Genomic DNA, 26,006 nt, shown 5'->3' on the forward strand with positions numbered 1-26,006 from the left:
TCCATGACATCAGTAAAAGCCTATGCAGCGCAGGGAGCAGCAACGCCCCTGGCTCCGTTTTCAATTGACAGGCGCGAACCCGCAGCCGACGATGTTGAAATTAAAATTTTATATTGTGGCGTTTGCCATTCAGATATCCATACTGCCCGTAACGAATGGGGAGGCACCATTTACCCCGCCGTACCCGGCCACGAAATTGTGGGCAAGGTTACCCGTGTGGGCAATAACGTAACCCGGTTTAAAGTTGGCGATACCGTGGGCGTGGGCTGCTTTGTAGATTCATGCATGCATTGCGCCAATTGCAAAAACGACCTGGAGCAATACTGCCAAAACGGCCATACCCAAACCTACAACTCGCTTAGCCAGGATAAAAAAACCATCACGATGGGTGGCTACTCAAGCCATATTGTGGTTACACAACACTTTGTGCTATCGGTATCCGACAAATTACCGCTCGAAAAAGTAGCGCCTTTGTTGTGTGCCGGCATCACCACCTATTCGCCGTTACGCCATTGGGGAGTAAAAGCCGGTGACAAGGTTGCCGTAGTTGGTTTAGGAGGCCTGGGCCACATGGCTGTTAAACTTGCAGCATCAATGGGTGCCGAGGTGACAATGCTAAGCCGATCAAAAAGTAAAGAAAAAGATGCTGCCGAATTGGGTGCGCACCACTTTAAACTAACAACTGATAAAGATACCATGGCCGAACTGGCCAACAGCTTCAATTTTATTATTGATACGGTTTCGGCTGCACATGATTATAACGAATACCTGAACTTGTTAACCACCGATGGCGTGATGGTTTTATTGGGTGCGCCGCCACAGCCTACACCAGTAGCTGCTTTCCCGTTCATTATGGGACGCAGAAGTTTGGTTGGATCATTAGTGGGCGGCATAAAAGAAACCCAGGAAATGCTGGATTACTGCGCCGAGCATAACATTACATCGGATGTGGAAGTGATTAGCATTGATAAAATTAACGAAGCTTACGAACGTACCCTTGCCGGAGACGTGCATTACAGGTTTGTAATTGACATGGCCACGTTGTAAAGCTTAAGGCGAAAAGCAAAAAGCAGATCTAAAAAAACAGGTTCTCTTTTTACAGGAGAACCTGTTTTTTTAAGCTTGGGTGTAATATTTCTTCGTTACGTAACACATTATAATTTCGTGTACGCTGTGAATCAGCTTTTCGCTTTAGGCTTTCGGCTTAAGCTTCCTTCCCTACCAGCTTACCCGGAAAATTTCATGATCGTCGCCGTTATCCCTATCGGCTAAAAGCGAAACCTGTGCAGGTGTGCCGTACATTTTACCCAGGCCCAGTAATAAGCCTTTTACAAATGATTTAAGGCCAATCCGTTTTGAAAAATAATGTACCGAAATGCTATTTTCTTCAATATCTGTAACCTGGAATTCCGGCGGGGTGAGCTTAGGATATATCAGCATAATGCGGTTGTGGAACATCGGCAAATTAATTAAAAAAGCTTTCAGATGCTCGCCGCCGGCTTCCATCAAATCTCCGTATTTTTCTTTCCCGGTTTTCAGTATCCACCACTCGCCAAAGGCCTCCAGCACATCGGCAACAGGCATATCCATCTCGTCGCCCACCGCGTTGGCCAGGCTATAGGTCAGGTCATCGTCATAGGGTTCGCTGCTGATGAAAAAATCTATATCAAGCTTCGTGCGCAGTTTTACCGCTTCCCACTTATCCTCTCCAAAGTTTGCCACTACTAAGTCTTCTATCGCTTTGTTAACTATTCCGTACATGGTTAAAAGTTTAAGTTTAGACTAAAAAATGCCATACCCCGCGATATTATCCGGTCTCGTCAGAGGATCTGCATTTGTGTTATCGTTTTTCTTAGTATTAAAGAAACTACGGGTTGCCGAATGACATTTTTAACGCAGGCAACCTGCTATAAGTTACTATATATGAACACAATAAACAAGATTAATAACATTTATATCAAATTTACTATTTCATTAATTACAGCATCCAGTTTTTTTGCACTCTGTAGCAAATGTGATAATACAGCCGGATCGGCCTCATCTTCAGATTTATTCATCTCCAACAAGTTTATCAGTCCTAAAATATTGGCCAATGGTGCCCTTATCAGGTGGGTTTGGTCGAACGCAACTTTCGCCAAAACCATGCTTTTATGCCGGTTATCGTGCTTTACCTCTTCTTTTTCGGTAACATCCCTGCCATAAACATTAATATAGTTGTGGTCGGCAATGTAACGGCAAACAAAAGAGTATATCTTGTTTTCATAAGCCGCCTCAAACGGGGTATCAAAAGATGTTTGAATCCTGACAATAAGCTTCCAGAATTCTTCGCGGCAGTACCTATTTCCCTCGAAATTAAAATAAACGATATGATCTGCCGCAGGGTTACTCATTAAAACACGACCATCTGTTGCAATCCTAAACAATGGATCGGGGTTTTGTAAAGCAAAAAGCGCTATATCGCGAATTTCATCTGTTGCCTTTTTCAACTCGCTTTTTTTGCGGTGAAGGGTGATTAGTAACTGCTTTAAATCGTCGTTTACAATATCTTTGGTTTTAAGTACATGCAAAAGGTCAATTAACGGATCGTGAAAGGCAAAATCATGCAGGGTAAGCTTGTGCTGTTTTACTTCTGTCATGTTATCAAACCAGGGCGAACCGATAAAAAGTAACTGGTTTGAGTTTTGCAGCAGTTCAAATTGCCCTCTCAATATATCATTAAATGCGTTATTCACTTCAACTATTACCAGTTGCTTGCAAACCCCACACAGCGATACAAATGTTGCCGGTACATTGGCTGGGCGTTTTAAGCTAAAGTGATCAAAAAATAAGCGCTCGGGAGGCCGTTCAAAAATCTTTTTTAAACTGTTACCACATGATTGGATGGTAAGGTCCTGGTTAATTAAAATATAAAATGGGAATAACTGGTTAAATTGATCTTCATTAAAAGAAAATATCGGATCGACACTCATTTTATATTTAGTAAAATCAATCAATAGTTAGTATTTATATTTTTTTGCGCTATTATCAGCGCCGTATCTTACTACGCAAAATACTGGCTATCTGTTTCATAGCATCAGTTTATTTTTTGAACATTATCCGTAAATTAAAAACAATGGTGAAAACAGGCCCTAAACAAAAAAGAGCCCGTTATCATTTCTGATACAGGCTCTTTTTTGTTACCTAATATTAGGCTATAGTTTAGCCGTGGCGCTGGCGGCTAATTTGCCTGCCGGCACGGTTTTGCTGGCGGTAAACCTGCCTGAATTGTTGGCGGTTTAAGCTCCCCCCGCTGGCCTGGCGGTCGGCGCGGATAGTACGGTTAATATTTTGCTGCCGGTTTTCGGCGCTGGCGGCTTCACCGGCATTCAGTTGTCCGTTACGAATGCCCTGTGCTATCCTTTGCTGCTGATTGGCTCTTCTATCGCCTATGGGGTTATCGCCATAGTGGGCATTGTTATCGTTATGTTTATCAGCATCGATAGAATTACTTATCCTGTTTTGCTGCCGGTTTACCTGGCTTTTTTCCTGGTTGGTTAAATGCCCATCGTTATTAGCCCTATCGGCGCGCACCTCTTTGTTCAGGTTAGCTTCGCGGTTTTCCAGGTTTTTGGTTTCGCCGGCAGTTAGTTTACCAGATGATACGCCATTGGCAATACGGCCCTGCTGATCAAAATGGCGACCGCCTACCCTGTTCATGGCCACGGTACCCGGTACGCCGTGGTTTGTTGAGGCAAACTGGCTGCGGTCATGGCTGGCAGTTCGTTCATGGTCCAACTGGTTTGATGTTGGCTGTACATGGCGCTCGTTCATAGCGCTACGTTCCTGCTCGTTTGGCCTGGCATTAACCCCGCCCTGGCCGTTAAAGCTGGTGCGGTTTATAGTAGTATTATTAATAACCGTATTGTTTACGTAAGTATTATGCACAATGGTGGTGTTTACGTTTGCCACAGCGGTATTGTACCTGAATACGTTGCCGGCCCAAATACCGCCGCCAAAACCTACACCGCCATAACCGTAGCCGTAGTTAATGCCGCCATAGAAACCAACATGAGGCCCCCAATAACCTGCGTGAAAACCGTACACCCCGCCCTCAAAGCCCCAATAGGCCGGTGTCCACAGCAACCCAAAATGCGGTGGCCTAACCCAAACGCCGGGCACCCAGTAATAGCCATCAGGATCGGCGTATGCCCAATATCCCGGTGTCCATATATAACCATCGCCGGGGCAAACCGGCTGTGTATAAACCGGTAGTGCCGGAGGCGCAATATGTGCAGATATACTGATGCCTACACTCACCTGTGCATTAACCTGCGGGGCTGCAGCTGCCAGGCCCGCAATTAAAACCATGTTTCTGAATATCCTTTTCATAAGTAATTTTTTACTGTTTTAATAGTGACAAAAAACAAAACATGTGGTTTAAAAGGTTTTTAAAGGTTCATTATTTCTTCATCATAATGGAGGCGTTATGGAACATCCCTCCCCGGGAACCGGACCCATCTATGGCGAACTTGGCAAACCATTCCTTGTTGGTATCTCCCGCCCGCGCAATCCTGACGATATCAACAGCCGCGATAATTTGCATGGAAGATTGTTTAAGGGAACGGTTTGATGACAACATTACCCAACCACCGTTTTTATCATTTATATTTAAGCCATCAAAAAAATATAAATGACCAGGGCCACCATTCATAAAATATTAACCATCATGATTGCCCTGGTGTGGCTTGCCAATGGCTTGCTTTGCAAGGTGCTTAACCTGGTTCCGCGGCACCAGCAAATTGTGGGGAGGATTTTGGGCGAAACACATGCCGGGCTGTTAACCAAACTGATAGGCGTTTCAGAAATATTGATGGCCGTATGGATCATCAGCGGCATCAAATCGCGCTTGAATGCGGTAACACAAATGCTTATTATAGCCATCATGAACTGCATTGAGTTTGTTTTAGCACCCGATTTGTTATTGTGGGGTAAGGCAAATTCGGCCTTCGCGTTTATGTTTATTGCTTTGATTTACTACAACGAATTCAAATTGCGTAAAAACCTGGTCATTTAAATCATATGCCCGCGCTTTTAAAAAACCATCCTTTTGCTGTCGAGGCTTTTTTTGAGCATTCTGTTGTATTAACATTCGCATTTCCGAAGGAACAATTAGCGCATTTGATTCCAGAATGTTTAACGCTGGATACCTACCAGGATAAGTGGGCGTTTATAGCCATTGCGCTGGTTAACACCACAGGGTTGCGACCAAAGGGCTTCCCTAAGTTTATGGGGAATGATTTCACGCTGATAGGGTACCGTGTATTTGTCCGTTATACAAACAATGCCGGCAAGCGTTTACGCGGCCTGTATATATTAAAATCCGAAACGGATAAAAAGATGATGGAGTACCTGGGCAACCTGTTTACCCATTATGCTTACACCACAACAGATATTGTACAACGCCAGCATGACGGTCAGCTTTACATCCAATCCGCCAAATCCGGCCTCAATCTGCATTTAAAGGTAAAAGAAGAGGATATCGCCCTGCCGCTCGGCTCTCCCTTTGCAGATTGGAAGGAGGCGCGCAAATTTGCCGGCCCGCTGCCGTTTACTTTTACTTATGATAAGCAAACCAAAAAGGTGTTGATTATTGAAGGTGTAAGAGAAGATTGGATTCCGAAACCTGTTGAGGTTGTCAGTCAGCATATTTCGTTTTTTAATGATATGGAATTAGCTGGTGGAATTTTAGCCAATGCTTTTATCATTAACAACATTCCGTATTATTGGAAAAAAGGAAGGACTGAGCAATGGAACCATTAAGAAAACCATTGCAGGGCGTATGGAACATTATCCGCTTTAACCGGCACTTTTATATCGTTGCTGCCGTATTAGTAACAGGTTTGCTTTTAGCAGCTCATTATTTCCACTCCCCGTTCAGTGTTTTAATAGTTATATTTAGCTGCCTGGTTATCCTATCAACGCTGGTATCGCTGGCTGTTTCTTTGTATATCTATGACCTTTCGGGCCTGTACAAACTGAACTGGCTAAACACCCTATCCATTACCTCACCTGCTATCCTTGTAAATATCAATGCGGGATTTGATGAAACCACTGAACTGTTACAGCTTAAATACCCCGGCGCATCATTAACAGTTTACGATTTTTATGATCCCCAAAAGCATACCGAGGTTTCTATAAAACGGGCGAGAAAGGCCTACCCCGCTTTTGATGGAACAATACATGTAAGCACGGCGGCAATACCCTTGCCGGATAACTATGCCGATGTGGTGTTTTTAATATTTGCCGCCCATGAAATAAGGGATAAGGCCGGGCGCGACCAATTTTTTGGGGAGCTTTACCGGGTTTTAAAACCTGGCAGCAAAGTGGTATTGCTTGAGCATCTTCGGGACGTGCCTAATTTTATGGCTTACAACCTGGGTTTCTTCCACTTTATGTCCAGGCAATCCTGGTTGAGCACGTTTGCCAACACTGGATTTAACATCGCCCGCGAAACAAAATTCACGCCTTTTATTACCAACTTTGTGCTCAGTAAAAATGGAAACACAAATTAAAATAGTTGGCATAATTTTAATGCTCCTGGCTTTGCTGCACAGTGTGTTCCCCAGGTATTTTAACTGGGTAACCGAGCTTAGGGATGTAAGCCCTGTTAACCGGCAAATGATGTATGTGCATACTTTTTTTATCGCCCTTACTCTTGGCCTAATGAGCTGCCTATGCCTTACCTCAGCTCATGACCTGGTTGCAACCAAACTGGGTAACCGCGTAGCTTTCGGGTTGGGAATATTCTGGACGGCAAGGTTAGCAATTCAATTTTTTGGTTACTCAGCAGATTTGTGGAGGGGGAAACGCATGGAAAGCGCTGTACACATTGTTTTTTCTATTTTGTGGGCGTATATGAGTGTGGTGTTTTTTATGATCTATTTTAATCATTAAAAACATCTTTGAGAGGGTGGTATTATAAATACCCCGCGGCTACAGATTAACCAGCGTCAAAAACATAAACTCTCCCCCATTGTTCCTTAAAAAACCCAAGCAAATGAACAATCACCCAACCTCTAACTGGCCCGTTTTAGATTATCACGATCTGAAAGAAACAATAGCCACCGTACACATGTACACCCAGGTAGTTGGCAAAATAAGGCTGCAGCAAATGCCCTGGATCAACCATTCATGGCAGGTTACTTTGTATGTAAGCCCTACGGGGTTAACTACCGGCAGCATGCCATATGCCGGTGGTGTTTTCCAGATCGACCTTGATTTCATCAGTCACCAGGTACAGGTAACTACCAGCGAAGGGGAAAAGCTTTATTTTGCCATAGGCGGTAAAACGGTAGCCGAATTTTATACGGATTTGATAAATACCCTGCAACAGGCCGGAGTAAATGTAACTATATACGCGGTACCCAACGAGGTTGACCCAGCCATACCTTTTGCCCAAAACCATGCGCCCTGCGGCTATGATGCTGCTGTAATGCACAATTTTTGGCAGGCACTGGTGCGTATCCATAACGTATTTACCGATTTCAGGGCCGGTTTCCAGGGCAAGAACAGCCCGGTACACTTTTTCTGGGGTGGTTTTGATTTGGCTGTTACCCGTTTTTCGGGCAGGCCGGCGCCCCTGCACCAGGGTGCTATGCCTAATATGCCCAAAGCGGTAATGCAGGAGGCTTATTCACAAGAAGTAAGTTCATGCGGTTTTTGGGCGGGTTCGGATGTTTTCCCGCATCCTACATTTTATTCGTATTGTTACCCTACCCCGGACGATTTTGGCACACAGCAGGTAGCACCACCCGAAGCATTTTACAGCACCGAAATGGGCGAATTCCTACTCACCTATGAATCGGTACAACGATCTGCAAATCCCGAAGCTACTTTGCTTGAATTTATGCAATCCACCTATGATGCCGCTGCAACAACCGGCAACTGGGACAAAACCTTGCAATGCGACCTATCTGCGCTAAAGAACAGGCTTTAACATGTTGCCAGGCAGCCATAAAATAAACCGGCCCTGCTCCGTAAGGAGACAGGGCCGGTTAAAGCATGTATGGGCTGGTTTTTAAGCTACCAGGTTAGCTTCGGCACCAAAGGCCTGGTCGATGATTATTTTCCAGGTACCATCGGTTTGTTGCTGCATCACTTCGATGCCTTTGGCAGCCACTTTCACTTCGTCACCATCGGTAATGCTCCATTCAGAGCGACCGAGGGCTATATTTCCTGTTTGAAGGCAATACACGGTTTTAATCTCCATTTTTCCTTTGATGGATAAAATAGCTTTTATCGAATCTTCAAACTGTTGCCTGCCCGATACCGGCTTGTTTGGTTCGGGTACAATAATGCCGGTTACATCATACATACTCATTACGGTGGCTACATCGCCAGTATTAAAAGCAGCGGCCAGTGTTGTGTGGGCATCTTCGGCCCTTTTTGGTAAGTTCATGGTTTATTAAATTTATGGGTGAATTGAAATTGTTAAAGAATTGACAGGAAGTTTTTATCGCTGATAACCGCGGCTGCAAGCCGACTAACATTATCATAGGCCTTATTAAAAAGAAACGGCCCCATGCTAACGCGTTTTACACCCAGCGAAGCCAGTGCTTCAAAATCGGGCAGTGCAGGCATGCACATTACATTAACAGGCAAGCCGGTAGCATTTACAACCGCTTTGATATCGTCACTATGGGTAATACAGGGCACAAAAACTCCGCTGGCCCCCGCGTTTTCATAACTTTTTACGCGTATAAGTGTTTCGGGCAGCGCCGATGGCAGGCCCAGCAGGAAACCATCTGTGCGGATGTTTAAAAACAGCTTTAAGTTGTTCCTGCTGATGTGGTTTGCGACTGCTGATAGCGTTTTTTGAAAGTCCTCAACGGGCTGCAGGTAGCGGGTATCGCCTGCAATGGTATCCTCCAGGTTTATGCCAACAACGCCTGCGTCGTGAAGTTTATCAATGTTGGTAATGATCCCTTCAATAGTGCGGCTGTAACCGCCTTCCATATCTACCGAAAATGGGATGTTAACCACTTCAACAACCCGTTTGGCCAGTTGTAGCAGCACTTCAAAGGGCAGGTTCTCGCCGTCCTGGTAACCCATTGCATTTGATAGCGCCTGGCTGGAAACACCAATAGCCTGGTAACCATTGGCCTCAAAAATTTGTGCACTCTTTACATCCCAAATATTTCCTAAAATAAGCGGAGTTGGGTTTTGGTGCAGTTGCGAAAATGTTTCGAAATTATTCATGTTTTACCTTTGTTTTATTGTTGAAACAAAGGTATAGCAGCTGCAAATGCCAAAATTGTACAAACCGGAACAGTTTAAATTATTGCTGTAAAAGCTGGTTAACCGGGGTTATATTTTGCAGGTAGGCCGAGGGTGTAAAGCCTGTAAAAGATTTAAAATCGCGGATAAAATGCGACTGGTCAAAATACCCGCTATCATAAGCGACAGCGGTAAAAGGCTGCTCGTTTTTGGTGATGAGCTTGAGGCTATGCTGAAACCGGATGATTTTATTGAATGACGATGGCGACAAACCGGTGTGCCGGTAAATTAATTTGTGCAGGTAACGCGGAGTAATACCATATTTTGAGGCAATATTACCCAGGTTATTTTCGGCGGGTTCTTTTTTTATGCTCGATAAAATGTGCGCCACCCTGTCAATTCCGGGTGCTCTTTTTTCGCTGTCCATCAGTCGTTTTACCAGGAAGTTTTCTATCAGGGTTATTCTTTTTAGCTGGTCTGTTGTTTCCAGCAGCCGGGCGTGGAGTGTTTTTGCGGGGCTGCCAATAACATCTGTAAAATCGGTTATCCGGTCGTTAAACGCGCCCATTTCATCGTTGAAAAAATAAGCAGCCGAATGTGTAAAAAACTTAATGCCCAGCATAGTATGCCGCCCCTTGGACCGGATGGCCAGGGGTTTTGTAATTTGTCCCCATAGCTCAATAGGCGGCGTTTTCAGAAATTCGTGATCAACCAGCGATTCCCAGGTACCACTACCCAGGTTAAAGATAACTTCCATATCGCCGCTCGGAAATACGGTATCCTCAAATTCCGCGTCCGAATCTGATTCAAAAATATAATAATGCCTTACATAAGGCTTTAAAATATCCGATGGAAAAAAGTGTTTAAATTCCATAATGAGCCCCCTCTAAATAGCATAGCTTTCATGAGCACCAAAAACAATCAAACTGCGAATAATCTCCCCCGGCAGGGGAGACTTAATTTCGAGATAGATAAATTCAGAATCGACCATTAGCTCAATTCTATTAAAGTGTAATAGTTATTTTGAAAGTTTTACTAATGTGAATTTACGGTTCTTCTGTAACATCATTCCTAATTTATTGCATTATTTATGGCGGTCGCTGCTGAATGAATCGCGAAACATTTTCCAGCCTGCTGGTGTCTTCTTCCACAACACCAGGAATTTACCTTCGTCAAACAGCTTATTATTCACATCGTACGATTTCCAAAGTCCTACTTCGGTTACGTAGTGCCCGCCATCGCCAAATACGTCAAGGGTAATAAATTTGCCGTTCCGTAACCCTATTTTGTCATAAGCTATCTTAAAAAACTTAAGCGGTGCATCGGCTCCCTTCATGGCCGGAGCATTTGGAGGCATTATCCAGCAATCTTTTGCATACCGGTTGATAAATATAGCCGGATCGTTTTTAACAAAAGCCTGGAAATAAACGCGGTTACTTTCCGCTATCGCTTTTTTAGCTTCGGCCAGATCTTGGTTTTTACTTTTTTGCTGGGCATTGCCGGTATAAAATACCGATGATAAGGCCAGGGTAATAATAAGGGTGATTTTAAACATAACAACAATATTTGATTGATGATACAAAGCTATTGTTGCTAATGGTGACAAAATTGTACAAACCGGAACTGTTTCTTTGTATTTACTATCGTATCGAATAGCCGGCCTTATAGTTTGGTTTTTATAAAAATATTGGGTTAAATTTGATTTATGAGCGTATTGGGAAACACGAAAAACGAGCAGGAAGAAAAGGTACTATTGGCTTTTTTGGATAGCCTGCGTTATAACTACCAGGCCAATGTTCACAAAAGTGCGGATGAGCTCAACTGCGCATTTATTGATGAATATAATACCGGGCTTGAACAGGCCGACGCTGCAATTGAAGCCGGAAGTTTTGTTAGCCATGATGATGTGGAGCAACTTTTCCAAATCAGGCATTCGAGCTGAAGGCCGTTTACACGGCAATAGCTGTCGGCCCACAATTACCCGCAGGTTCGCGTTAGTGATAGCGCGGATACCGGCCTGCGCCTAAGGCCGGTTGTGGGCACAGCATCGGGGGCGCAGTATGAGCAGATAGCACCGCCACCACTTCTACCGGTGGTGGAAACGCCCGGCATACTGCGGTTGTATCCTGTTAATTTTCTTCGTCAGTAAAACGTATATTTTGCTTAATTGATTGAAGGTGGTGTTGGTTAACCTGTTGTTTCAATGTATCGAAGTCGAAGTTGTGATTTGTACCACAATCAAGCATATTGAAATATACCGAGGGGCTTAAACTTTCAAAGTATTCGATAATATTGCTGGTCCAGATGATTTGGCAGTTCCCCTTAATCAGCGGGATTATTTCGGCAATACCCTCCTGGAACTTAATCGACCGGATATGGCAGCTTTCCAGGTTACCCTGCGGAAAAAACAGCAGCAGGTTGCCCGGTTCGGCCAGTTGTTCGGCAGCATATGCAAAACTTTCCCTGATAGATACTTTACCCGGTTCAACAGAAAAACTGCCACAATACCTGAGCCAGCGGTTCTTTTGCATTTGTTTTTTTACCGACATGATGTATAAGCGCTTCATCTGCCCCTGCTTTAAAATTACCTTCCAGGCTAAATAAAAACCTAAAAAACCATCGCCAAAGCCAAAGTGATTGCATAATAAAATATAGGAATGGCCGGGCTTAATTTCAATTGGGTTAATAACCAGTTTATTTAAACGCGATTTTAAAACCCTCTCGACCAGGTACCCGGCCATTTTTAATAAAAAAAAAGGTAGTGGCTTTGATTTAATGATCATAACAACAGGCCTCCTAAAACCGCAGCAAAACGTTTATTAATTATTTCGTGGCTTTCATCCATATCTATTATTTCGGCGTTTTTTATCCGGGGTAAAAAGGTTTTTCCGATAGCAAGCGGGTACTTTTTATCGCGCTTACCAAAAATAAAAATGCTCCTTATAGCATAATCGTTAAGCGACCTGGTCAACTTTGCTTCATCGGTTATTAAAAACCGTAAATAAGTAAAGCATGCATACATGTTAAACCTTAAGTCCTCTGTTTCAATTTCTTTTAACAGAATATTGTAGCCTTCGGCATCTATAAGGCCTATCTTTTTGCAGGTAACCAACAGGTTTACCATGGCGTTTTTACTTAAAACTATTTTTTCTAAAATTTTATTACCGGCCGCATTCCTGCTAAAAAAACTAACCATACGGCCCGGTTTAATTGACGATGGTGCAGCAACAATATATTCGTTAATCAAAAACGGAAGTTCTTCAACAACCGCTGTTGCATAATGCGACCCCATAGAATAACCTATTACCGAAAACCGGTCTATCTGCTTTGCTTTGCAAAAGGAAACTATTAAATCAGCCAGTTGTTTTTTGGTAAGGCCGGTTTTTACAGCTGCTAAACTGTTGTCTTTCAATTTGGTTTCTTTATGAAAAAAAAGGTCAAACCCCCAAAAGGTATATTTGTTGCCAAGTTCGGGCGCTAAAGCTAAAAATTGTTTGCCGTGCATGCCAAAACCGTGAAAACACAGCATATGCGCTTTCCCTATTCCAAATTTATAATAATGGAGATCTACTAAGTCGGTTTGATAATAATGTGAAGTCAATGGCTTAAGCTATTTTATCAATTAATGCCAAAGCCCAGGCGTAGTCACCATCGTGTGATATGGTAAGGCTTACCTGGTAACATTTAAGATTAGGTTGTAAAACCACATGCGGGCGGCCAGAAGCTTTTGTCCTGATAATTTCTATTTTTTTCCAGCTTAAAGGTGCCGGGTCAATTTGCTTAACCGCCTTGTAAACGGCCTCTTTGGCTGCCCAGGTAGATGCGTAACGAAGAATTGAATCGCTAAAACTATCGCAGTAGTCCATCTCGGCAGCGGTATAAACTTTATTTTTAAACAAGTCGGTTAAAGAAGTTTTAAAATCGGCTAAGCATACCAGGTCGTTGCCCACTGCAAATCGCTGCAAGGCTGTTAATTCCTTCACCGATGAGTCTATTTTATGCTCCATCTACGGGTATTGCCATTATATTAAAGCCGCCATCAACAAAATGAATATTTCCGGTTACCTTTTTTGAAAGATCTGAAAAGTAATACAATGCTGTATCGCCAACATCCCCCGCATCAATATTGCCTAACGGCGCCGTAATTTTTCCTAATTTCCTGATCTTACGGATCCCGCTTATGCCCCCTGCTGATGATGTCATGACCAAACCGGCAGAAATTGCGTTCACCCTCACCTGCTTGGTCCTGAAATAACTGGCAAGATATAATACAATGGTTTCAAGGGCCGCTTTGTTAATGGCCATACCCGCATATTCGGGGAACACCCTGCTTCCGGCATTATAAGTAAGTGTTAGGATAGATGCGTTTTTTTGCAGCAGGTTTTCGGCCACCCGCGCTATTCTTAACAGCGAATAGGCGCTGATATTGAAGGAATCCATCAGGTCTTCAAACGGGATATCGATATATGATGGTGCAGGCTCTTTACTACCCGGCAAGGAGGAACACATCACTTTTTGATTGCCAAAAGCTACGGCATGCAGTATATAATCAATGGGGCCTAATTCCTGGTGTACAAAATTTAAAAACGTTGTAATTTGTTCTTCATTCCTTACATCAACCTGTTTGGCAAAGCGGGTATCAATATTCAGCCTTTCCATCAGGTAAAGTACATCGTCCTTAGTATCTTCAACATAGCTAAGGGCAAGTTTGCAACCAGATTGATTTAGTTTTAAGGCAACATCATAAGCTATGGAGCTGTCGTTCCTTACACCAAATATTACGGCAACTTTATTGTTGTTACTAATCATATTTTATGCTTCGATACTTTTAAAGCACTGTTTGTGCCGCCAAACCCGTAATTAAGGCAAACAATACTGTTAATTTCTTTTGAAAAGCTTTTTTGCGGAATAAGGTTCCGGTAAGCTTCCAATGGTTTGGTGGGGCCCGTCCATTGGCTTGTTTTCTGGTAGCCCTCCAGTTCGGGGTTAAGTTGTACCGAATTTAAGCATGGCAAAACTTTCTGCTCCTTAAGCATCAGCAAAGCCGTAATAAACTCTACCGCTCCCGCCGCGCCAAGCATATGCCCGAATTGTGATTTTGGCGCCGAAATATGGTAGCCATCCTCGCCTAAAACATCTACTACGCTCAACAGTTCAATGGCATCGCCTGCCGGTGTAGAGGTGCCGTGCACTTTTACAACATCCGGTTTAGCCTCCGACTCAGAAAGCAAACCTTTCCATAAACGTTTCTGGCCGGCAAAGGATGGGAAAAACATATCGCCATCACCATCAGAGTTATTAAAATACTCATCAATTACACCTAATATCTCAGCACCCCTGGCTATAGCCTGTTCATATTCTTCAAGTGCTACTATCCCTGCACCAAACGAGCATACAAACCCGTTCCTGTTTATGTCAAAAGGGCGGGAGCTTTCTTCCGGACTAAAGCCTTTGCTCAGCACCTGCATACCATCAAAACCAATAAAGGTTTCTAACGATGTACCTTCAACCCCGCCTGCAATAACGCGGTCCTGTAAACCAAATTTAATTAAACGGTACGCGTATCCTATATTGCCGAGCCCGGTTGCACAGGCCGACCCGATAGCTTCACAAACGCCTTTATTTTTTATGAGTATAGATACATTGGCGGCTTCGCGAAAAACCATGGTACGGTCAACAGTATGTCCTCCGCTTAGGCGTGTTTTTTTACCCAGTTCATAAAAATTATGCCAGGCGTTCCGTAAAATCACGTTACCGGCCCCACCAGAGCCTATAATCACACCGGTTTGCTCCGACTGGGTTTCTGCGTCCGACCATCCTGCCATTTTTATGGCATCTAAGGTGGCCAGCATCGCCCAGATACTTCCAACATCGGCAGTGGCTAAATTGGCAGGCGGTATCCTGTCCAAATTATCAACATAGGTTTCCGGGTAGTTTGCGGCTAATGATGAATAGATTACATCAATATTCATCTCCTGTTCTGTTATATAACCAGATACAGACGACCGGATATTTTTGCCATAGGCCAGGGCCTGGTCCCATGACCGGATCAGGCTTTGGTCTGCAAATATTTTCCGGCTAAAATCGTCCAGATTTTCACAGGCAGGGAAAGCTCCGCCCATTCCTACAACCGCTACTTTCCTGCCTTTCATATTAGTCTTTTTCTTTTGATTTCAATATCAGATCAACAATATCTTTAACCTGCGACCCTAAATCATCAATGTCATCGTCTTCAAACTCAACATCAAACTTCTGCTCGGTTTTAGCCACAATATTTATCATCTCTGTTGATGGGGTGTTCAGATCTTTTATAAAATCAGTTTCTTCTGTTACGCCTACCAATTTATCCGGATTTATTGTTCTTACGGTTTTAAGTATCTCTACCAAACCATCAATAATTTCTTGTCTTTCCATTAATATTTTAATTGCTGTTAAATTAATTCTTTTTTAATTGATCTTCCTGTTATGTCATTAAATTCGGCAATAAGCGTAAAACCGGCCCCTATATCATATGCCAGCAAACGTTCTTCGGTAAAATCTTCAAAATGCTTATCCAGGTTAATGCCTGCGGGGCATTTATAAATTCTTCCGTCGCAAACTATTTGCCTGAATTTATAAAATTTTATGTTCCCGATACTTATAAATGTGTCGCCCTTTTCTAAATAACCTATAAAATTTACCTGGCCAATACTTAAAAACCTGGGCACGAATTTTTCGGATAACTCTACCGGAGCAGAGGCCAATTTCTGGCATTCTAAAAATACGCTGCACGAACCGGAAGTGGCCTGTGCAAATGCTTCTATCTGGTCAACCCCTCTAAAAATATTAAAATGGTCTTCCACATCCCGATCCTTCGGGGTGTAGCTTGCAACAATACCTACATTTGGCGAATGCCAGTGATAATTATCAACCAGCAACTTTGTTGGTCCGTGGTTAACCAGTACATCCTTCGGGTCCGAATCACATAAATTGTGTATCAGTACTCCCTGATCATAATAACCCACCATTAATGTGTATGTTAGTTCCGTTTATATAAGATGCTTTGTCTGAAACCAGGAAAGCCACTACTTCTGCCACTTCATTTACGCTGCCAAAGCGGTTAGCCGGTATAGCTGTAAGGAATTTTTGCTTTTCGGCTTCCGGGATCCGGTCAGTCATGTCTGTTTCAATAAAACCCGGCGAAATGCTGAGTATCCTTATTGCATGCTCTTGATTAAGCGCTGCCACTTCTTTGGCCAACGATTTTGAAAACGCTACCAAACCGGCTTTGGTGGCCGCATAAACAGCCTGGAACGCATTGCCCGTTTCGCCAACAACCGAACTTACATTGATAATTACACCTTGTTTTTTTAAAGTGAAAATTTTCATTGCTGCCTTACAGATCATCACAGGGGCTTTAAGGTTTACCTGCAGTATCCTGTCAATATCATTTTCGGGCTGGTAAATTAAAGATTTGTCTAACGTTATACCCGCATTATTAATTACAGCTACCAGGGTATCCCCATGCTCTTTTTTTAAGCGGGTACAAAACTCATTAAGCTCCTGCCTATCGCTCAGATCGGCACAAAGTAAATGGCTTCCGGGCTCAATATGGGTAAAACTTTCTTTGCGGGTAGCATGTAATATTAAAGTATATTCTTTTGAAAGTATTTTTGATATTGCCAGGCCCAAACCCCTGCTTGCTCCGGTTATCAATATCTTTTTTTCAACCATTTGTTAAACGATTTTTTACGTATCAATTAAAAGTTATTTCGGCAGATGTATTTTCAATGCTTGTATTACGTTAACCCATAGATGATTAAATTAACGTAACCTCAATTGTGGTTAGGAACAATAACTTACCAATACATTATTATACTCAACAGTGAATATGTATTTCAAATGTAAGTTTTAAATTGCAATTCTATAAACTGTTTGGCCCTATTTACCATTAAAATAATAAACTGTACTTCGATTTAAATAAGAGCCAGGAATCAAGAGTCAAGAATCAAGACAAATATTGCGAACTGGCTATTAGCAGGTTATATGCTATACATACTATGTATTTATCTTTATTTCGATAATTTGAAAAGCTGATAAGCAAGCTCTTTTTACCTGGCTGCATTTAAAAAGCCTGTATACTAGTAGCTTTTATGATCGCACAGATTATCAATACTTTTCTTGATTCTTGTATCTTGATTCTTGATTCTATTATTGTTTTATCCTGTTCAGGCCTTCTTTTGCCTGGGTATCTATGCTGTTTTGATATTCATGGTTTTTCATCTGCAAGGCCTGGTTGTAATAGTCGGCAGCTTTTTTATAATCCTTTTTCTGTTCGTAAATAACACCAGAGAACAATGCCGAATTGGCCGCATAATAATAGGTTTCTTTTTTGCCAATGTTAATTGCCTTTTGGTAGTTGGTTAAAGCAACGTTGAAAACATTCATACGGTCATAGGTACGTCCAAACCTGTAATAAAGCTCAATTTTATCCCTTATGTTTTTAAGATCGTTTACCTGTTTAGATTTTAATTGCGCCAATGCATTGTTATAATAACCGCCATCAAAATACAGCCTTGCTTTTAAAAGCTCCAGATCGGGTTTAACATCATTGGCTTCCTTTAAAGCCTGTTTGTCTTTTTCGTCGGTGGTGTAACCTTTGGTACGTGTCAGCTTTATATAATTATTATAGTTGTTTAAATCATTCCTTAAAAGATAATAGTAAGCCAGTTTTTGGTAGGAGTCTTTAATATAGTTGATCCCCCTGGTATCTTTTAAAAACTTTAATAAATAAATATTGGCATCGGTATCCATACGGCATAATTTTGCATTACCTAATAAATAACTTATTGCCGGCAAGGCGGGATACAGGTTTGATTTTGGTGCGTTTTGAAGGTAATTAATTGCCTCGTCATTATGCCCGGTTTTATAGGCAACATAGCCTTGCAAATAAGCTTTCAAAAGGCTTTTATCATTCATCCCATCTAACAGCTGTGCCAGGTGTGCATAGTTGTTCCGGCTGTGTAATACATCTATATCAGTAAAGCAGAGCAAAAAAACAGCCTCATCATTATAATAACTATAGGGCGAACCTGCTATCTGGGTCCTGAATTTTTCCAGCTGTTTATATCCGCTTGCAATATCGCCCCGAATGCCGAAAAAATTCGCTATTCCTCTTAAGTTAGATGGAATGGCTCCAAAGATCACATCCAGTAAAGCCAGGCTTTTTTGGTTGGGTAAAAAATCTTTGTATTTCTTGTTGTTTTCGTTCAGCAGATTTTTGGCCTTGTTTAAATCAAGGGTAGAGGCCGTGAAATCGCCAAATTTGGCTTTTAACATTCCCCATTGAAGATAGATCTCGGCCTGGGCAAACAAATAATAAGGTGAATTTTCGTCGTTATCTTTTATGGCATCAATCCTGTCCGACTTCAGGTCTTTTAATTTTTCATATTCGCTTTTATTTTCTGAAGTAAGCAGGTGTAAATAATCGGCGTAATTATCAAGCAAAACTGTAATGCCATTTTGCGGATTTCTTAGTTTTTCGTCCTGGATATACTTTTTAGCATCATTAAATTTTAACTCATATATGGCTTTATAAGCCGCTATTGAATTATTATTGAATACAAAATTTGCCTTTACAGACAATTGAAAACCTAATAAGAACGATAGTAGTAAAACAGATTTATAAAACATTTTAAAAAGGTAACGACCAGCTTTTAGCTTTGTTTAACATGTCAGTATAGATTAGCTTCAAAGCTATAGGTTTAAATGCAGTTTTAAGCTTTGTTGTTTATTTTTTGTCTCCTGCCAGGTAGCTATCAATACAAATAGGTAAAGGAAAATATCATCAAATAGTTTTACAAAGGCATAGAAAAAAGAACGCTTAAAACCATACTCCAAACATAGCGGCAATTAAACCACTTCGGCCATATCTGCCAATACTTCTTCGGCCGGTTTCCCTATCAATCCGTTTATTGAAAAATGCATTTTCAGGCACTCCAAAAAGTTTTGGATGGCAGGTGTTTGCTTGATAGTTGCGGCATACCAGGTGCGTTGGGCAATGGTATGATGCAAGGGTTTTGTCACAATGTTGCGACCATTGAGGTATGGTTTAACAATCCAGTCGGCCATAACGCTGATGCCAAGGCCTGCGTTCACCATCTCGATAGTGGCATCAGTATAGTGAATGCGGTGCAACGTTTTGGGCTTTACCTGCTGCGCCTGGATGAGGGCTTCAATCACCGGCGTGTCCTGGTATGATGGATCATACAACGGTAAAATGAGTTCTTCGTCCTGGAAATCCGATACGCTGATAATGTCCTTTTTTGCCAGCGGATGATCGGTACAAATTACGGCCACAAGCTGATCTTCAAAGATCGGCTCGTATACAATTTTGGTATTTATCATCTGCGTACGCACTATGCCAATATCCAGTTCGCCGCGCATTAAATACTCCAGCGGGCGGCGTGTTGCATCCGATAAAATGTGGATATTGATATCAGGCCAGCGGTTTTTGTAATATTTGATGATGCCCGGCAACCAATGATAAGCCGTGTAACATTGCATGCTGATGGTAAGTTTCCCGGTCTTGCCGTTCTTGTAATTCTGGATGTCTTCTTCAAGCGAATTCAGCTCGGCCAGGATCTTTTCGGCGCTCCGCAGGAAGCGATACCCCTGCTCGCTAAGATGGAGTTTTTTACCCTGCCGGTGAAAAACTTCAATATCCATTTCGCGCTCCAATTCCTTCAATTGATGGCTCAGCGCCGACTGTGTTAAATGCAAAGTTGCGGCTGCTTTTGTAAGCGATCCTTCTTTAGAAATTGTATCAACCAAACGGAAATGATGCAGTGCAATATTCATATATTAGTTTTTCTAATGATTATGACAAAATTAATTCATTTTTCTAATATATATGATACATCTACATTTGCCGTGTACAAATTACACTACAATGTTACAGATACCTTCAAAACAATTACTTCTGTTTTTAGGTGTTTTTTATGTCATCCAGGCTCAGGCTCAGCAAAAGGTTCTCAATATTAAAGATGCTGAACAAATGGCGCTCGCTAATTACGGTACCATCAAGTCGAAAGCTAATCAGTTAAACGCTGCCAGGGCATATTTAAAAGAAACACGCACAGAATATTTACCGGATGTAAGCATCTCGGCACAGCAAGACTACGGAACCGCCAATGGCCAAAACGGCCCGTTGTATGGCTATCATGGTCTTTCGGCGGCATCGTCGGGCCCTGCACTACCTAAGCAGAACTGGAATTCGGCATTTGGCTCCCTCTACCTAAGCAACGTAAGCTGGGATTTTTTCAGCTTTGGCAAAGCAAAGGAAAAAGTTAAAGTGCAAAGCCAGGTGGTTAACCGTGAACAGGCCGACCTGACCCAGGAAACTTTTCAGCACCAGATACGCGTAGCAAGTACCTATCTTAACTTATTAGCTGCCCAGCAATTGCAAAAAGCGCAGGAAGATAACCTTAGCCGGGCTATCGAATTGCAAAAAGTAGTTACCGCCCGTGTAAAAAACGGCCTTAATGCCGGTGTTGATTCATCGTTGGCTAACGCCGAAGTATCAAACGCCCGCATAGCTTTAACCAACACCCGGCAAACAGTACAGGATCAAAGCAACCAGCTATCAGTTTACTTAGGCATCCCGGCGCAGGAGTTTGAACTGGATAGCGCCTTCATTACCAAAGCGCCAACAACCCTGGCCGCGCAAAGCGCGGTTGCTGTTACAGATCATCCTACTTTGCGTTATTACCAAAACCGGATAGGCGTAAGCGATGAGCAGGCCAAATACCTCAAAACGTTTGCCTTGCCAACTTTTAGCCTGTTTGGCGTTTACCAGGGCCGCGGCTCGGGCTTTAATTCCGATTATGGCACCAACCAAAACAGCTTCAGCAGCAGCTACGGCGCCGGTGCAGATCCTACCCGCTATAATTATCTGTTTGGGGTGGCTATGGTTTGGAATTTTACAACTATTTTCAGGACGCATTACCAGGTACAATCGCAAAAATTCACATCGGCACAGTATAAAAATGATTATGACCTGGTAGCCCAGCAGCTACAGGCCCAACAATCATTGGCCGAAACCCGCATCAGCAACGCCCTTAAAAACTACAACGAAGTACCCGTTGAAGTAAAAGCAGCCAGCGATGCCTATACCCAAAAATACGCCCTGTACAAAAACGGGCTATCGAACATTGTTGATTTTACACAGGCACTTTACACACTAAACCGTGCCGAAGTTGATAAGTACATAGCATCTAACAACGTTTGGCAGGCATTGCTTTACAAAGCAGCCGCCACCGGCGATTTTGGCTTATTCATTAATAATTTTTAAAACTGATACACATTATATAATGGGAATGATAAAAGGGGCGCTTCAAAAACCAATTACCATATTGGTTATAGTAGCCGGGTTGTTTTTTTTCGGGATAAATGCGGTACGTACTATCAAGATCGACATTTTTCCGGATTTGAACCTACCGGTTATCTATGTATCTCACCCATACGGTGGTTTTACCCCAAACCAAATGGAGGCTTACTTTGGTAAGCAATATGTTAACCTGCTGTTATTTGTATCGGGCGTAAAAAGTATCGAAACAAAAAACATACAAGGCTTAACACTAATAAAAGTTACCTTTTACGAGGGTACCAACATGGCACAGGCCGCGGCGGAGGTCACGGCTTACACCAACAGGGCGCAGTCGGCGTTCCCGCAGGGGTCGCAGCCACCGTTCATCCTTAGGTTTGATGCCTCTACCCTGCCGGTTGGCCAGTTGGTATTAAGCAGCGCCACCCGTACCAATAATGAATTGCTTGATTATGCTTCGGTTTATATCCGCTCGTCGTTTACCTCAATACCGGGTTTGGTTGCACCTGCGCCCTTTGGAGGTAACCAGCGCACCATTTTGATTAAAATAGATCCGACCGCGTTAAGGACCCACAATTTAACGCCCGATCAGATTGTTGCTGCCCTGCGCGAAAACAACCAGAATACCCCTGCAGGTAACGTACGCATAGGCGATTATAATTACCTGGCGCCATCAAATACCACCATAAAAAATGTAAAAGATTTTGGGGATATCCCGCTGTATAAAAACGGCATCCAAACTGTATTTATGCGCGATGTGGCCACCATTGAAGATGGGGCTGATATTACCAACGGTTACGCTCTTATCAACGGCAAGCGATCGGTTTACCTGCCTATTACCAAATCGGCCACGGCATCAACCTGGGAGGTAGTGCAAAATTTAAAGAAAGCACTACCGAGGTTCCAGGCTTTGGTACCGCCGGATGTAAAACTATCTTTTGTATTCGATCAATCGATATATGTAATAAACGCCGTTAAAAGCTTGGCCGAGGAAGGTGCTATTGGCGCGGTGCTTACCGGCTTAATGGTATTGCTGTTCCTGGGCGACAGACGCGGGGCGTTAATTGTAATATTAACTATCCCAACCTGTATCATCTCGGCAATATTCTTCCTGTCATTGTTCCACCAAACCATCAACATCATGACGCTGAGCGGACTATCGCTGGCTATCGGGATCCTGGTGGATGAATCAACGGTGACTATCGAGAATATTCACCAGCACTTTGATATGGGCAAACCCAAGGCATTAGCCATCTGGGATGCCTGTAAGGAGATTGCTTTCCCCAAATTATTGATCCTTTTTTGTATCCTGGCGGTTTTTGCACCGGCCTTTACCATGACGGGTATCCCAGGCGCTTTATTTCTGCCATTGGCGTTAGCCATCGGTTTCTCCATGATCATTTCTTACTTTTTGGCCCAAACGTTTGTACCCATCATGGCCAACTGGATTATGGTGAACAAGCACGAAGACCATAGCCATCCCGACGGCTTCGCGTTGGAGGATGAAGGCGAACCATGGGAGCAAAAAGAAAAAGCGATGAAGCTTGCGTTAGAGCATCACGGCGAAAAGGCTACCAGGTTTGACAAGTTCAGGGAAAGTTTTATGCGCCTGATGGACCGTATGCTACCGGCCCGCAAGCTTATTGTAACCGCGTATGTATTAGGTGCCTTTGCTTTGGCTTTTTTACTGTTCAACATCATTGGGCGCGATGTATTGCCCAAAGTAAACTCCGGAACATTCCAGGTGCGTTTGCGTGCCCCGGATGGTACCAGGCTTGAACGCACCGAGCTTATCGCGGTTAAAGCACAGCATATATTGGGCGAAATTGTGGGCAAAAACCATATTGCCATCACCTCCACATTTGTTGGCTCGCACCCGTCGTCGTTTTCAACCAACCCTATATATCTGTTTATGGCCGGCCCGCAGGAGGCCGTTATGCAGATAAGCTTAACCGAGGATTACAAAGTAAACCTTGATGATTTGAAAGAAAAAATACGCTACCAGGTAGCTAAACAAATACCGGGGGTGAAACTCTCTTTCGAGCCGATAGAACTTACCGATAAAATTTTGAGCCAGGGCTCGCCTACGCCTATCGAGATAGCCTTATCCGGCAAAAACAAAAAGCAAAACCAGGAATATGCCTTCAAAATTTTAGATAAGCTGAAGGATATCAAATACCTGCGCGATGCACAAATAGGGCAGTCATTTAATTACCCAACTATCGATATCAATATCGACAGGCAACGGGCTGCTCAATTAGGCGTAGGACTAAACGACATTTCCCGATCGTTGGTAGCCTCTACATCATCATCAAGGTTTACCGAAAAAAACAACTGGATTGATGAAAAGGCGGGCCTAAGCTACCTGGTACAGGTACAGGTACCAGAGTACCAGATGAGCAGCCTGAACGATGTGCGCGAGATACCCGTACTGGCCAACCAGGCCCGCCCGGTACTGGGCGACGTTGCCGATATTAAAACTGGGGTTACCAATGGCGAAAACGATAATATTGGCGCTATCCCTACCCTATCGGTAACGGCCAACTTATACAATAAAGACCTGGGTACCGCAACAACCGATGTACAAAAGGCAATTGACGCTTTAGGGAAACCGCCCCGCGGTTTAACTATTGAAATGCGCGGTATGAGCCAAACACTAACAGCTACGCTGGATAGCCTGCAATCGGGCTTGATAGTGGCCATCCTGGTAATATTCCTGATGCTGGCTGCTAACTTTCAGTCGTTTAAAATGTCATTGGTCGTATTATCAACAGTACCGGCGGTGTTGTTTGGATCATTGTTTTTAGTAAAAATAATGGGGTCAACGCTCAACCTGCAATCGTACATGGGTATGATCATGTCGGTAGGTGTATCCATCTCCAACGCGGTATTGCTGATAACCAACGCCGAAGAATTACGCAAGCATAATGGCGATGCATTAAAATCAGCCCGCGAGGCAGTTGCCCTACGTTTACGCCCTATTTTAATGACCAGTTTGGCCATGATTGTGGGGATGGTGCCCATGGCATCGGGCCTGGGCGAAGGGGGCGATCAAACATCGCCATTAGGCCGTGCCGTTATTGGCGGGCTTATAGCCTCAACCTTTGCAGCTTTACTGGTGTTACCCCTGGTTTTTGCCTGGGTACAAGCCGATGCCACAACCCAATCCGTTTCGTTAGACCCAGAAGATAAAGAAAGTAAATTTTATGTCCCTTTACATCATCATGAATAAATTTAAAAATAAACCGATACTTATCCTTGCCGCTTTTGCTATTGCTTTAAGCTCATTAAGTGCTTGCCACTCTGATGATAAGGAAAAACAGGACCAGCAGGCTGAAGAGCAAACACAGGCGGCTGCCGAAACACCAACCGTTGAACTGGTGACGGTAGCCAAAGGCAAATTAAGCAGCAGCATTTCCATCCCCGGCGAACTGATCCCTTACCAGCAGGTGGATCTTTATGCAAAGGTTAACAGCTACGTTAAAAAACTTTTGGTTGATATAGGGTCTGAAGTACATGCCGGCCAGTTGCTGGTGGTGTTAGATGCGCCCGAAATCAACTCGCAGCTGGCAGCTGCTCAATCGCGCATTAAGCAATATGAGGCTGTTTACTATGCCAGCAAAGCAACTTACGACAGGTTGGTAAGCACCAGCAAAACCCCAGGAACTATTTCGCTTAACGACCTGGAACAGGCCGAAGCTAAAAAGAACGCGGATATGGCTAACGTAGAAGCTGCCAAATCGGCCTTAAAAGAAGTATCGGCTAACCTGGCTTACCTGGAGATAAGGGCCCCTTTTGATGGTGTTATAACCAGCCGTAATGTAAACCTGGGCGCTTATGTAGGCCCCGGTGGTAAAGGATCTGATCCGTTGTTTACTTTACAGGATCAAAACAGGCTGCGTTTGGTGGTATCGGTACCCGAAAACTACACCGGGTCATTAAGCAATAAAAGCGAAGTAAATTTTACCATAAAAGCTTTACCCAATGAAAAATTCACTGCCCAGGTAAAACGAATGGCCGGCGCGCTTGATGAAAAGCTAAGAGCCGAGCGTTTGGAAATGGATGTTTACAATAAAAGCAAAAAGCTATTGCCGCATATGTTTGCCGAAGTTAACGTTCCGCTGCCCGACGGCGACAGCACTTTTGTGGTAGCCAAAACAGCAGTTGCAACCTCGACAGAAAAAGTATTTGTAATAAAAGTGGTAAACAATAAAGCCCAGTGGGTTGATGTAAAAAAAGGGCTTACCTCGGGCGATATGATGGAGATATTCGGAGATCTTAAACCCGGGGATAAACTGGTAAAAGTTGCCAGTGATGAAATAAGGAACGGAAGCAACGTGAAGGAAAAACAGTGAGTTTGGTGAGTGGTGAGGAGTGAGTGGTGAAT

28 protein-coding genes are annotated in these 26,006 nt (G+C 43.3%); 11 read left to right on the forward strand and 17 right to left on the reverse strand.

The window, feature by feature from the left end; translation table 11 throughout:
• Positions 1-3 precede the first annotated feature (3 nt).
• A complete protein-coding gene (locus PQ469_RS21305) occupies positions 4-1,047 on the forward strand; it encodes an NAD(P)-dependent alcohol dehydrogenase (RefSeq protein ID WP_274209480.1) in 1,044 nt (347 codons plus the stop codon).
• Between the two features lie 171 nt (positions 1,048-1,218).
• Here the strand turns inward: PQ469_RS21305 and PQ469_RS21310 are convergent, their stop codons facing one another.
• The 3 genes from PQ469_RS21310 to PQ469_RS21320 all read right to left on the reverse strand — a co-directional run bounded on the left by PQ469_RS21310 (position 1,219) and on the right by PQ469_RS21320 (position 4,368).
• Complete coding sequence (locus PQ469_RS21310) at positions 1,219-1,761, reverse strand: heme NO-binding domain-containing protein (protein ID WP_090653175.1); 543 nt, start codon at positions 1,759-1,761, stop codon at positions 1,219-1,221.
• 191 nt (positions 1,762-1,952) lie between these two features.
• Complete coding sequence (locus tag PQ469_RS21315; protein ID WP_274209481.1) at positions 1,953-2,993, reverse strand: hypothetical protein; 1,041 nt, start codon at positions 2,991-2,993, stop codon at positions 1,953-1,955.
• 205 nt (positions 2,994-3,198) lie between these two features.
• A complete protein-coding gene (locus PQ469_RS21320; protein ID WP_274209482.1) occupies positions 3,199-4,368 on the reverse strand; it encodes a YXWGXW repeat-containing protein in 1,170 nt (389 codons plus the stop codon).
• 97 nt (positions 4,369-4,465) lie between these two features.
• Between PQ469_RS21320 and PQ469_RS21325 the strand changes: the two genes are divergently transcribed.
• From PQ469_RS21325 to PQ469_RS21350, 6 genes are all read left to right on the forward strand, one after another.
• The gene (locus PQ469_RS21325) at positions 4,466-4,609 is read left to right on the forward strand and encodes a hypothetical protein (RefSeq protein ID WP_274209483.1); all 144 of its coding nucleotides are present in this window, start codon (positions 4,466-4,468) and stop codon (positions 4,607-4,609) included.
• Positions 4,610-4,669: 60 nt separating this feature from the next.
• Complete coding sequence (locus PQ469_RS21330) at positions 4,670-5,053, forward strand: DoxX-like family protein (protein ID WP_274209484.1); 384 nt, start codon at positions 4,670-4,672, stop codon at positions 5,051-5,053.
• 5 nt (positions 5,054-5,058) lie between these two features.
• Positions 5,059-5,799 carry a DUF2071 domain-containing protein gene (locus PQ469_RS21335; protein ID WP_274209485.1) on the forward strand — a complete coding sequence of 247 codons (741 nt, stop codon included), beginning with the start codon at positions 5,059-5,061 and terminating at the stop codon, positions 5,797-5,799.
• A complete protein-coding gene (locus tag PQ469_RS21340; protein ID WP_274209486.1) occupies positions 5,787-6,551 on the forward strand; it encodes a class I SAM-dependent methyltransferase in 765 nt (254 codons plus the stop codon). The genes PQ469_RS21335 and PQ469_RS21340 overlap by 13 nt, the downstream gene beginning before the upstream one ends.
• The gene (locus PQ469_RS21345) at positions 6,535-6,933 is read left to right on the forward strand and encodes a hypothetical protein (RefSeq protein WP_274209487.1); all 399 of its coding nucleotides are present in this window, start codon (positions 6,535-6,537) and stop codon (positions 6,931-6,933) included. The genes PQ469_RS21340 and PQ469_RS21345 overlap by 17 nt, the downstream gene beginning before the upstream one ends.
• Before the next feature lie 103 nt (positions 6,934-7,036).
• Positions 7,037-7,975 (forward strand): DUF5996 family protein, encoded by a 939-nt coding sequence (locus tag PQ469_RS21350; protein ID WP_274209488.1) that lies wholly within the window; start codon positions 7,037-7,039, stop codon positions 7,973-7,975.
• An 81-nt stretch (positions 7,976-8,056) separates the two neighbouring features.
• Here PQ469_RS21350 and PQ469_RS21355 read toward each other — a convergent pair whose 3' ends face one another.
• From PQ469_RS21355 to PQ469_RS21370, 4 genes are all read right to left on the reverse strand, one after another.
• The gene (locus PQ469_RS21355; RefSeq protein WP_274209489.1) at positions 8,057-8,437 is read right to left on the reverse strand and encodes a YybH family protein; all 381 of its coding nucleotides are present in this window, start codon (positions 8,435-8,437) and stop codon (positions 8,057-8,059) included.
• 32 nt (positions 8,438-8,469) lie between these two features.
• Positions 8,470-9,237 carry an isocitrate lyase/PEP mutase family protein gene (locus tag PQ469_RS21360; RefSeq protein ID WP_274209490.1) on the reverse strand — a complete coding sequence of 256 codons (768 nt, stop codon included), beginning with the start codon at positions 9,235-9,237 and terminating at the stop codon, positions 8,470-8,472.
• A gap of 79 nt (positions 9,238-9,316) precedes the next feature.
• Positions 9,317-10,129 (reverse strand): helix-turn-helix domain-containing protein, encoded by an 813-nt coding sequence (locus PQ469_RS21365; protein WP_274209491.1) that lies wholly within the window; start codon positions 10,127-10,129, stop codon positions 9,317-9,319.
• A gap of 210 nt (positions 10,130-10,339) precedes the next feature.
• Entirely contained in the window at positions 10,340-10,810 is a 471-nt protein-coding gene (locus PQ469_RS21370) for a YybH family protein (protein ID WP_274209492.1), read from the reverse strand.
• Positions 10,811-10,960: 150 nt separating this feature from the next.
• Here PQ469_RS21370 and PQ469_RS21375 point away from each other — a divergent pair, with 150 nt between their 5' ends.
• On the forward strand, positions 10,961-11,197 hold the full coding sequence (locus PQ469_RS21375) for a hypothetical protein (RefSeq protein WP_274209493.1): 237 nt from the start codon (positions 10,961-10,963) through the stop codon (positions 11,195-11,197).
• Positions 11,198-11,384: 187 nt separating this feature from the next.
• Here PQ469_RS21375 and PQ469_RS21380 read toward each other — a convergent pair whose 3' ends face one another.
• The 10 genes from PQ469_RS21380 to PQ469_RS21425 form a co-directional block, all read right to left on the reverse strand.
• Complete coding sequence (locus PQ469_RS21380) at positions 11,385-12,038, reverse strand: lysophospholipid acyltransferase family protein (protein ID WP_090653163.1); 654 nt, start codon at positions 12,036-12,038, stop codon at positions 11,385-11,387.
• The gene (locus PQ469_RS21385) at positions 12,035-12,784 is read right to left on the reverse strand and encodes an alpha/beta fold hydrolase (protein ID WP_274209494.1); all 750 of its coding nucleotides are present in this window, start codon (positions 12,782-12,784) and stop codon (positions 12,035-12,037) included. The genes PQ469_RS21380 and PQ469_RS21385 overlap by 4 nt, the downstream gene beginning before the upstream one ends.
• A gap of 76 nt (positions 12,785-12,860) precedes the next feature.
• Positions 12,861-13,262: a holo-ACP synthase gene (locus PQ469_RS21390; protein ID WP_274209495.1), complete on the reverse strand. Its 402-nt coding sequence runs from the start codon at positions 13,260-13,262 to the stop codon at positions 12,861-12,863.
• Entirely contained in the window at positions 13,252-14,064 is an 813-nt protein-coding gene (locus tag PQ469_RS21395) for an enoyl-ACP reductase FabI (protein ID WP_274209496.1), read from the reverse strand. The genes PQ469_RS21390 and PQ469_RS21395 overlap by 11 nt, the downstream gene beginning before the upstream one ends.
• A complete protein-coding gene (locus PQ469_RS21400; protein ID WP_274209497.1) occupies positions 14,061-15,407 on the reverse strand; it encodes a beta-ketoacyl-[acyl-carrier-protein] synthase family protein in 1,347 nt (448 codons plus the stop codon). Before PQ469_RS21400 ends, PQ469_RS21395 begins: the two co-directional genes overlap by 4 nt.
• 1 nt (position 15,408) lies before the next feature.
• Complete coding sequence (locus tag PQ469_RS21405; protein ID WP_090653159.1) at positions 15,409-15,669, reverse strand: acyl carrier protein; 261 nt, start codon at positions 15,667-15,669, stop codon at positions 15,409-15,411.
• A gap of 17 nt (positions 15,670-15,686) precedes the next feature.
• Positions 15,687-16,262, reverse strand: coding sequence for a hypothetical protein (locus PQ469_RS21410; RefSeq protein WP_274209498.1), 576 nt, complete (start codon positions 16,260-16,262; stop codon positions 15,687-15,689).
• Complete coding sequence (locus PQ469_RS21415; RefSeq protein ID WP_274209499.1) at positions 16,246-16,968, reverse strand: SDR family oxidoreductase; 723 nt, start codon at positions 16,966-16,968, stop codon at positions 16,246-16,248. The genes PQ469_RS21410 and PQ469_RS21415 overlap by 17 nt, the downstream gene beginning before the upstream one ends.
• A gap of 477 nt (positions 16,969-17,445) precedes the next feature.
• Positions 17,446-18,927 (reverse strand): tetratricopeptide repeat protein, encoded by a 1,482-nt coding sequence (locus PQ469_RS21420; protein ID WP_274209501.1) that lies wholly within the window; start codon positions 18,925-18,927, stop codon positions 17,446-17,448.
• A gap of 219 nt (positions 18,928-19,146) precedes the next feature.
• Positions 19,147-20,094: a LysR family transcriptional regulator gene (locus tag PQ469_RS21425; protein WP_274209502.1), complete on the reverse strand. Its 948-nt coding sequence runs from the start codon at positions 20,092-20,094 to the stop codon at positions 19,147-19,149.
• 91 nt (positions 20,095-20,185) lie between these two features.
• Here PQ469_RS21425 and PQ469_RS21430 point away from each other — a divergent pair, with 91 nt between their 5' ends.
• Genes PQ469_RS21430 through PQ469_RS21440 form a run of 3 tightly spaced genes read left to right on the forward strand, consistent with a single transcriptional unit; the run spans position 20,186 to position 25,974 of the window.
• Positions 20,186-21,586, forward strand: coding sequence for a TolC family protein (locus tag PQ469_RS21430; protein WP_274209503.1), 1,401 nt, complete (start codon positions 20,186-20,188; stop codon positions 21,584-21,586).
• Positions 21,587-21,605: 19 nt separating this feature from the next.
• Positions 21,606-24,851 carry an efflux RND transporter permease subunit gene (locus PQ469_RS21435; protein ID WP_274209504.1) on the forward strand — a complete coding sequence of 1,082 codons (3,246 nt, stop codon included), beginning with the start codon at positions 21,606-21,608 and terminating at the stop codon, positions 24,849-24,851.
• Entirely contained in the window at positions 24,844-25,974 is a 1,131-nt protein-coding gene (locus PQ469_RS21440; protein WP_274209505.1) for an efflux RND transporter periplasmic adaptor subunit, read from the forward strand. Before PQ469_RS21435 ends, PQ469_RS21440 begins: the two co-directional genes overlap by 8 nt.
• The last annotated feature ends 32 nt before the right edge of the window (positions 25,975-26,006 follow it).

The sequence above is a fragment of the Mucilaginibacter sp. KACC 22773 genome (assembly GCF_028736215.1).
Taxonomy (GTDB): Bacteria; Bacteroidota; Bacteroidia; order Sphingobacteriales; family Sphingobacteriaceae; genus Mucilaginibacter.